Annotated in this window: 5 protein-coding genes; 3 read left to right on the forward strand and 2 right to left on the reverse strand. The window is 70.4% G+C overall.

Features of this window, described 5'->3' with window-relative positions:
- Positions 1–49 precede the first annotated feature (49 nt).
- Both ACR4XJ_RS10495 and ACR4XJ_RS10500 read right to left on the reverse strand, forming a co-directional pair.
- Positions 50–451 (reverse strand): DVU3141 family protein, encoded by a 402-nt coding sequence (locus ACR4XJ_RS10495; protein WP_434755158.1) that lies wholly within the window; start codon positions 449–451, stop codon positions 50–52.
- A gap of 132 nt (positions 452–583) precedes the next feature.
- On the reverse strand, positions 584–2134 hold the full coding sequence (locus tag ACR4XJ_RS10500) for a sigma-54 interaction domain-containing protein (RefSeq protein ID WP_434755159.1): 1551 nt from the start codon (positions 2132–2134) through the stop codon (positions 584–586).
- Between the two features lie 292 nt (positions 2135–2426).
- Between ACR4XJ_RS10500 and ACR4XJ_RS10505 the strand changes: the two genes are divergently transcribed.
- Genes ACR4XJ_RS10505 through ACR4XJ_RS10515 form a run of 3 tightly spaced genes read left to right on the forward strand, consistent with a single transcriptional unit; the run spans position 2427 to position 6513 of the window.
- A complete protein-coding gene (locus ACR4XJ_RS10505) occupies positions 2427–4121 on the forward strand; it encodes a 4Fe-4S dicluster domain-containing protein (protein WP_434755160.1) in 1695 nt (564 codons plus the stop codon).
- A gap of 38 nt (positions 4122–4159) precedes the next feature.
- Positions 4160–5881 carry a tetrathionate reductase family octaheme c-type cytochrome gene (locus ACR4XJ_RS10510; protein WP_434755161.1) on the forward strand — a complete coding sequence of 574 codons (1722 nt, stop codon included), beginning with the start codon at positions 4160–4162 and terminating at the stop codon, positions 5879–5881.
- Between the two features lie 2 nt (positions 5882–5883).
- Entirely contained in the window at positions 5884–6513 is a 630-nt protein-coding gene (locus ACR4XJ_RS10515) for a cytochrome b/b6 domain-containing protein (protein WP_434755162.1), read from the forward strand.
- Positions 6514–6613: the final 100 nt, after the last annotated feature.

Raw genomic sequence — 6613 nt, forward strand, 5'->3', positions numbered from 1 at the left:
CCGCCCGAAGCCGGAAGCCATCCGGCACGCGCGGGAACGCGGAAATCTTCTACTGCGGCGGCCGGGAAATCCCCTGCCCCCAGATACGGGGGGCCATCTGCCACGCGGTGTCGTCGCCGCTGCCCACCGGGCGGCAGGCAATGACCACCTCCGCCTCGCCGTGCTCGGAAAGCAGCGTGGCCCGGCGGCATTCCTCGCCGGTGGCCGAGATGAACAGCCCTTCCACCACCACCCGGATGCCGGTGCCGAATTCCGGGTCGTCCAGCACGGCGGAGGACCCGGACGGATTGCCGGTCATGAATTCCAGGATGGGCCTGGCGGGCAGGGCCTGTTCCTGCGCCTGCGGCGCAGGCTGCTGACGCCCCCCGCAGGCGGCGAGCAGGACGGGCAGCACGCCCAAGGCGCACAGGGCCAGCACGGCGGCGGGGCGGAAGCGGCGGATGGCGGACATGAAATGAACCTCTGGGTACGTTGGCGCGTGGACGGTGACGCCGCCTTCTATACTCCCGGCAACGGGCGGCTGTCCACTGGCCTGCCCCCCTCGGGCCTCCGCCGCGCGAGTCCCGGACAGGGCCTGGGCGGGCTACCCCCCCACGGCCCTGTGCACGTCGATGCCATACCGCAACATGCGGTTGCGCACCGTGCCCCGGTGCACCCCCAGCAGCCGCGCCGCCTCCGAGACATTGCCCCCGGCGGCGCGCAACGCCTCCACCAGTTCGGCCCGCTCGCGCTCATGCCGGGCGGGACGCCCCCCGTACATGAACGCCCCGGCGGATACGCCGGCCAATGATCCGGCGGGCGGCATGCCCCCGCCCTCCGCGCGGGCCGCCTGTCCCTGCGCCTCGTGCCCGGCCAGGGCCGGGTGCGGGCCAGCGTGCCGGTCGCCCGTGCCCCCATGCCCCGCATGTCCCGCCGTCATCCCCGGCCCCGCGCATTCCGGATGCCACGCCGCCCCGGCGATGTGCTGGGGCAAGTGTTCCACGCCCAGCCGCCCCCCTTCGGCTATGACGCAGGCATATTCCAGCGCGCTGCGCAGTTCGCGCACGTTGCCAGGCCACGAGTAGGCCGTGAGCAGGCGCAGGGCTTCGGGCGTCAGGCCGGTCACGTCGCGGCCGTCACGCTCGCGGATGCCCTTCAGGAAATGGGCGGCCAGCAGGGGGATGTCCTCGCGCCGCTCCGCCAGCGGCGGCAGGTGGATGGGAATGACGTTGATGCGGAACAGCAGGTCTTCCCGGAACCGCCCCGCCCGCACCAGCCGCCCCAGGTCGCGGTTGGTGGCGGCGATGACGCGCACGTCCACCTCGCGCGAGGCGTTGTCGCCCACCCGCTCGATGCGCTTGGTCTCCAGCACGCGCAGCAGCTTCACCTGGATGGGCAGGGGGATGTCGCCGATCTCGTCGAGGAAGATGTCGCCGCCGTGGGCCGCCTCGAAGCGGCCCTGCCGGTCGCGGATGGCCCCGGTGAACGCCCCGCGCACGTGGCCGAACAGCTCGCTTTCCAGCAGCGCCTCGTTCAGGGCCGCGCAGTTCAGCTGCACGTAGGCCCCGTTCTTGCGGCGGCCCAGTTCGTGGATGGCCCGCGCGGCCAGTTCCTTGCCCGTGCCCGACGGCCCCAGCACCAGCACCGGGGCGTCGCTTTCCGCCGCCCGCTCGATGATCCGGAACACCCGCTGCATGACGGCCGAGGTGCCCACCATGCCCGCGAAGCCCTCGTCCGACCCCAGCAGGCGCGAAAGCTCCTCGATGCGCCGGTCCTTCTCCACCACGGCGGTGATGTCGGTGATGGTCTCCACCGCCGCGATGACCCGGTCGCCGTCCTTCAGCACCTTGGCGTTCTTGAGCACGGTCAGGCTGGTGCCGTCGCGCCGCACCAGCGTGCAGCGTTTGCGGTGCTCGTCCTTGCGGTCGAACAGACGGCACCAGTGGCCGCCGCCCAGCGAGCGCGAACGCACGCAGGCGTCGCAGTTGAGTACCGCGCAGGTCTGGCCCGTCAGCTCGCCCGCCTCGTAGCCGGTCAGCCGTTCCAGGGCCGGGTTGGCCATCAGGATGCGGCCGTCCGGCCCCACCAGGAAGAAGCCGTCGTTGATGGTGTTGATGACCTCGCGCAGGAAACGACCGGATTCGAGGGCGTCCATGCTGGGTACTCCTTGGTGCGACGAGTGCGGAAACCATGGGGGGCCGGGGCGGGACCGGACGCGGCGCCACGCGGCACATGATCAAAATTTCATCATATGGCGCATCATATGCCGAATATTCCCCACCGCGCAAGCAGGCTTTCCCGCCACCGCCATGCATGCAACAGGCTGGTTCCAAAAGACAAACATGAATCCGACGTCCGGGCACGCTTCCTGCTCAAGGGAAAGCGGGGGGGGGCCGTGTCGCCACGGCGCGCCCGCCCCGCACCGACACCAGCACACGGACGACCACATGACTTCACGCAGCCGCGCCATTTCACCCCGCCGCCTGTCGCGGCGCGGGTTTCTCAAGGGCCTCGCGGGCACCGGGCTCGCCGGGTCCGTCCCCCTCGCAACCGGCATGTTCCCCTCCACGGCAGAGGGCGCGGGCGCGGGTGGCAGCGCGCCCGCGCCCTCCGGACGGGACGGCTCGGGTTCCGCCAGTGGCCCCTTCGCCACCCTCATCGACATTTCCGCCTGCGTGGGCTGCGGGGCCTGCGTGCAGGCCTGCCGCGAGCGCAACGCGGCCCGGCATCCGGAGCCGAAGAAGCCCTTTCCGCCCATGTTCCCGGCCTCGGTCAAGGCCGAGGACTGGTCCGCCCGGCGCGACGTGGACGACCGCCTGACCCCCTACAACTGGCTGTACATCCAGAGCGTAACCGTGGAATACGGCGGGCAATCCGTGGACCTGAACATCCCCCGCCGCTGCCTGCACTGCGACAACCCGCCCTGCGCCAACCTGTGCCCGTGGGGCGCGGCCCGGCGCGAGGCCAGCGGCACCGTGTCCATCGACGCGGACATCTGTCTGGGCGGGGCCAAGTGCCGCACGGTGTGCCCGTGGCACATCCCCCAGCGCCAGACCGGCGTGGGACTGTACCTGGACCTGCTGCCCCGCTACGCGGGCAACGGGGTGATGTACAAGTGCGACCGCTGCGCCGACGTGGTGGCGCGCGGCGGCACCCCGACCTGCATCGAAGCCTGCCCCAACGCGGTGCAGTCCTTCGGCCCGCGCGACGCCGTCATCGCCGAGGCCCGCCGCCTGGCCGCAGAGCGCGGCGGGTATCTGTACGGCCTTGACGAGAACGGCGGCGCCTCGACCGTCTACCTTTCGCCCGTGCCTTTCCCGGCCATCCAGGCCGCACTGGAAGCCGCGACCACGGCCGCGGCGAACGGCGCGGGGCAGACGCCCGCCGCGCTGGGCCCCGGCAGGCCGCACTTCCGCGCCGTGGACGATTCCATGCGCAACGAAACCATGCTGGCCGCCGCGCTGGTCACCGCGCCACTGGCCGGGACCGGGGCCGCCCTGCTGCGCGTGGCGCGCGGCCTTGGCGACATGGCCCGCGCCGATGCCCGACCCGATGCGCCCAATGTGCCGGACGAGCCCGATTCGCCGGACGCGAGGGCCGCCATATCCCCAGCCCGCCCCCTGCCCATGGCCCGCTGGCTGTGGATCGCCTGCGCCAGCGTGCTCGGGGTCACCGGCATGGCCCAGATGCCCATTGCCGCGCGCTACGGCATTTCCTCCGTGCCCGGGCTGGCCTGGACCGCCGATTTTTATTTCACCCACCTCATGCACTACGCGGCCGCCGCCGTGCTGCTGGCCCTTTCCGCGTGGCTGGCCGTGCGGACCTTTGCCGGGCCGCGCCTGTCCCGCCTGTTCGCCGCGCATCGTCTGACGGGCGGCGGCGCGGTCCGCCTGTGGCTGGTAGCGGCGCTCGTCGTTACCGGAGCCATGCGGGTGGCCAAGAACCTGCCCGGCTTCGACTGGGGCCCCATCCTGACCATGTATCTCGACTGGACGCACCTGGGCCTGGCCGGGCTGCTGGGCCTGGTCTCGCTGGCGCTGGCCCTGGCGGGCCGGTCCGCCTGGACCGCACCGCGCCACACCCCGCCAAAGGGCGCGGACCACGCCCGACATCATCTGCCGGAACATCCGCCCCGCGCGTAGCGCCGGGCTTACCCGCTGAAGCCGAAGGAGGAGTCCCCATGCCGTCGCCACACGTTTCCGCCCACCGGGCGCACGGCGGTTCGCCGCCCGCCCTGCTCCCCGTACCGCTGGCCGCCCTGTTGCTTCCGCTGCCGTGCCTGGTTGCGGGCCTTGCCCTGTTTCTGTCCCTGTCCCTTGCCCCGGCCGCCCCCGCGCGCGCCGCGCAACTGGCCACGGAGGTGCCCGCCGGGGCCACCGGAGCGGTAAAGAAGCCCGAGGCCCACGCCATCACCGCCGACCATTCCCGCCACCCGGCCCTGCAACAGCCCTTCGCCACGCCGCAGGAAGTGACCAAGGCCTGCCTGTCGTGCCATAACGCCGCCGCGCAGCAGGTGCACAAGACCATCCACTGGACCTGGCTGGACCCGGCCGACCCGGAACGCAAGATGGGCAAGGGCGGCATCACCTTCAACAATTTCTGCATCGCCATCCCGTCCAACGAGCCGCGCTGCACCTCGTGCCATGCGGGCTTCGGCTGGAAGAACGCGCAGTTCGACTTCTCGTCGCAGGAAAACGTGGACTGCATGGTCTGTCACGACCACACCGGCACCTACAAGAAGTTCCCCACCATGGCCGGGCTGCCCGTCAGCGAAGCCACCGAGTTCGAGGGCAAGACCTTCAACCCGCCCGACTACAACGCCATCGCCGCCTCGGTGGGCCGCCCCACCCGCGACAACTGCGGCACCTGCCATTTCTACGGCGGCGGGGGCGACGCGGTGAAGCACGGCGACCTCGACTCCACCATGTTCAAGCCCGGCCGCGAACTGGACGTGCACATGGACGTGAAGGGCGCCAACTTCACCTGCCAGCGCTGCCACACCACCGAGGCCCACGTCATCGCCGGGCGCACCTACAAGCAGCCCGCCTTCACCGAGCGCACCAGCGTGCTGGACGACGACCGGGTACACCGTATCGCCTGCGAATCGTGCCACACCGCAACCCCGCACAAGGCCGGGCACAAGGCCAACGACCACACCGACAAGCTGGCCTGCCAGACCTGCCACATCCCCGCCTTTGCCCGTGAACAGGCCACCAAGATGTGGTGGGACTGGTCCACGGCGGGCAAGAAGAAGGACGGCAAGCCGTTCGCGGAAAAGGGTCCCTTCGGCAAGGCCGTCTACGACAGCAAGAAGGGCGACTTCCGCTGGGAAAAGGACGTCGTTCCCGAATACCACTGGTCCAACGGCCGCATGGAATTCCTGCTGCTCACCGACGTCATCGCCGACACCTCGCAGCCGGTGACGATCAACCGCATCGACGGCAGCCCCGCCGACCCCAGGTCGCGCATCATGCCCTTCAAGGCGCACCGGGGCCGCCAGCCCTTCGACGCGGGCAACCGCACCTTCGTGGCCCCGCACCTGTTCGGCAAGGACGACGCCGCCTACTGGAAGACCTATGACTGGCAGAAGGCCGTGGAGGCCGGGCAGAAGTCGCTGAACCTGCCCTTCAGCGGCAAGCTGGAATTCGTGGACACCGTCTACTACTACCCCATCACCCACCAGGTGGCCCCCAAGGAACGGTCCGTGACCTGCGGCGAATGCCACAAGCCCGCGGGCAGCCGCCTTGCCGCCGTCACCGGGGTATGGATGCCGGGGCGCGACCGCAACGCGGGCGTGGACGCCGCGGGGTGGATCGCCGTGGCCGGGTCCGTGCTGGCCGTGGGCGTGCACGGGTTCCTGCGCCTGGCCGCGCGCGGCCGCAACAACCGCAAGGAGGACTAGCCATGCACGCCACCGAACGACTCTACCTGTACAGCCGGTTCGAGCGGTTCTGGCACTGGGCGCAGACCCTGCTCATCCTCGTACTGCTGGTCACCGGTTTCGAAATCCACGGCACCTTCGCCCTGCTGGGCTTCGAGCGGGCCTTCGCCGTGCACAACTTCTGCGCGTGGTCGTGGCTGGTGCTGTACGCCTTCATCGTGTTCTGGATGGCCGTCACCGACGAATGGAAGCACTACGTGCCCACGTTCCTGAAGCTCATGGACGTAGTGCGCTACTACCTCTCCGGCATCTTCAGGGGCGAACCCCACCCCGTGCCCAAGAGCGAACGCGCCAAGCACAACCCCCTGCAACGGCTCACCTACCTCGGCATCGTCTCGTTCCTGGTGCCGTTCCAGATGATCACCGGCTTTCTCTACTACACCTACAACCAGTGGCCGCAACTCGGCTTCGCGGGCAGCCTGACCCTGAAGGCCGTGGCCGTGCTGCACACCCTGGGCGCGTTCGCCTTCCTGGCCTTCGTCATCGTGCATGTATACATGACCACCACCGGCCACACCCTCTCCGCGCACATCGCCGCCATGTTCACCGGCTACGAGGACGTGCCGCGCGATGGCGTGAAGCCCGAGGGGTAGCGGAGGGGGGGGGACGGAAGAAAACCGATGAAGAGAATGTGGGGGGGGGGGGGGGGGGGGGGGGGGGGGGGGGGGGGGGGGGGGGGGGGGGGGGGGGGGG

The sequence above is a fragment of the Nitratidesulfovibrio sp. D1 genome, from assembly GCF_051133415.1.
Taxonomy (GTDB): Bacteria; Desulfobacterota; Desulfovibrionia; order Desulfovibrionales; family Desulfovibrionaceae; genus Cupidesulfovibrio.

Coding starts and splice junctions, on each gene's coding strand:
- ACR4XJ_RS10495 (WP_434755158.1), bottom strand. CDS start 451: ATGTCCGCCATCCGCCGCTTCCGCCCCGCCGCCGTGCTGGCCCTGTGC.
- ACR4XJ_RS10500 (WP_434755159.1), bottom strand. CDS start 2,134: ATGGACGCCCTCGAATCCGGTCGTTTCCTGCGCGAGGTCATCAACACC.
- ACR4XJ_RS10505 (WP_434755160.1), top strand. CDS start 2,427: ATGACTTCACGCAGCCGCGCCATTTCACCCCGCCGCCTGTCGCGGCGC.
- ACR4XJ_RS10510 (WP_434755161.1), top strand. CDS start 4,160: ATGCCGTCGCCACACGTTTCCGCCCACCGGGCGCACGGCGGTTCGCCG.
- ACR4XJ_RS10515 (WP_434755162.1), top strand. CDS start 5,884: ATGCACGCCACCGAACGACTCTACCTGTACAGCCGGTTCGAGCGGTTC.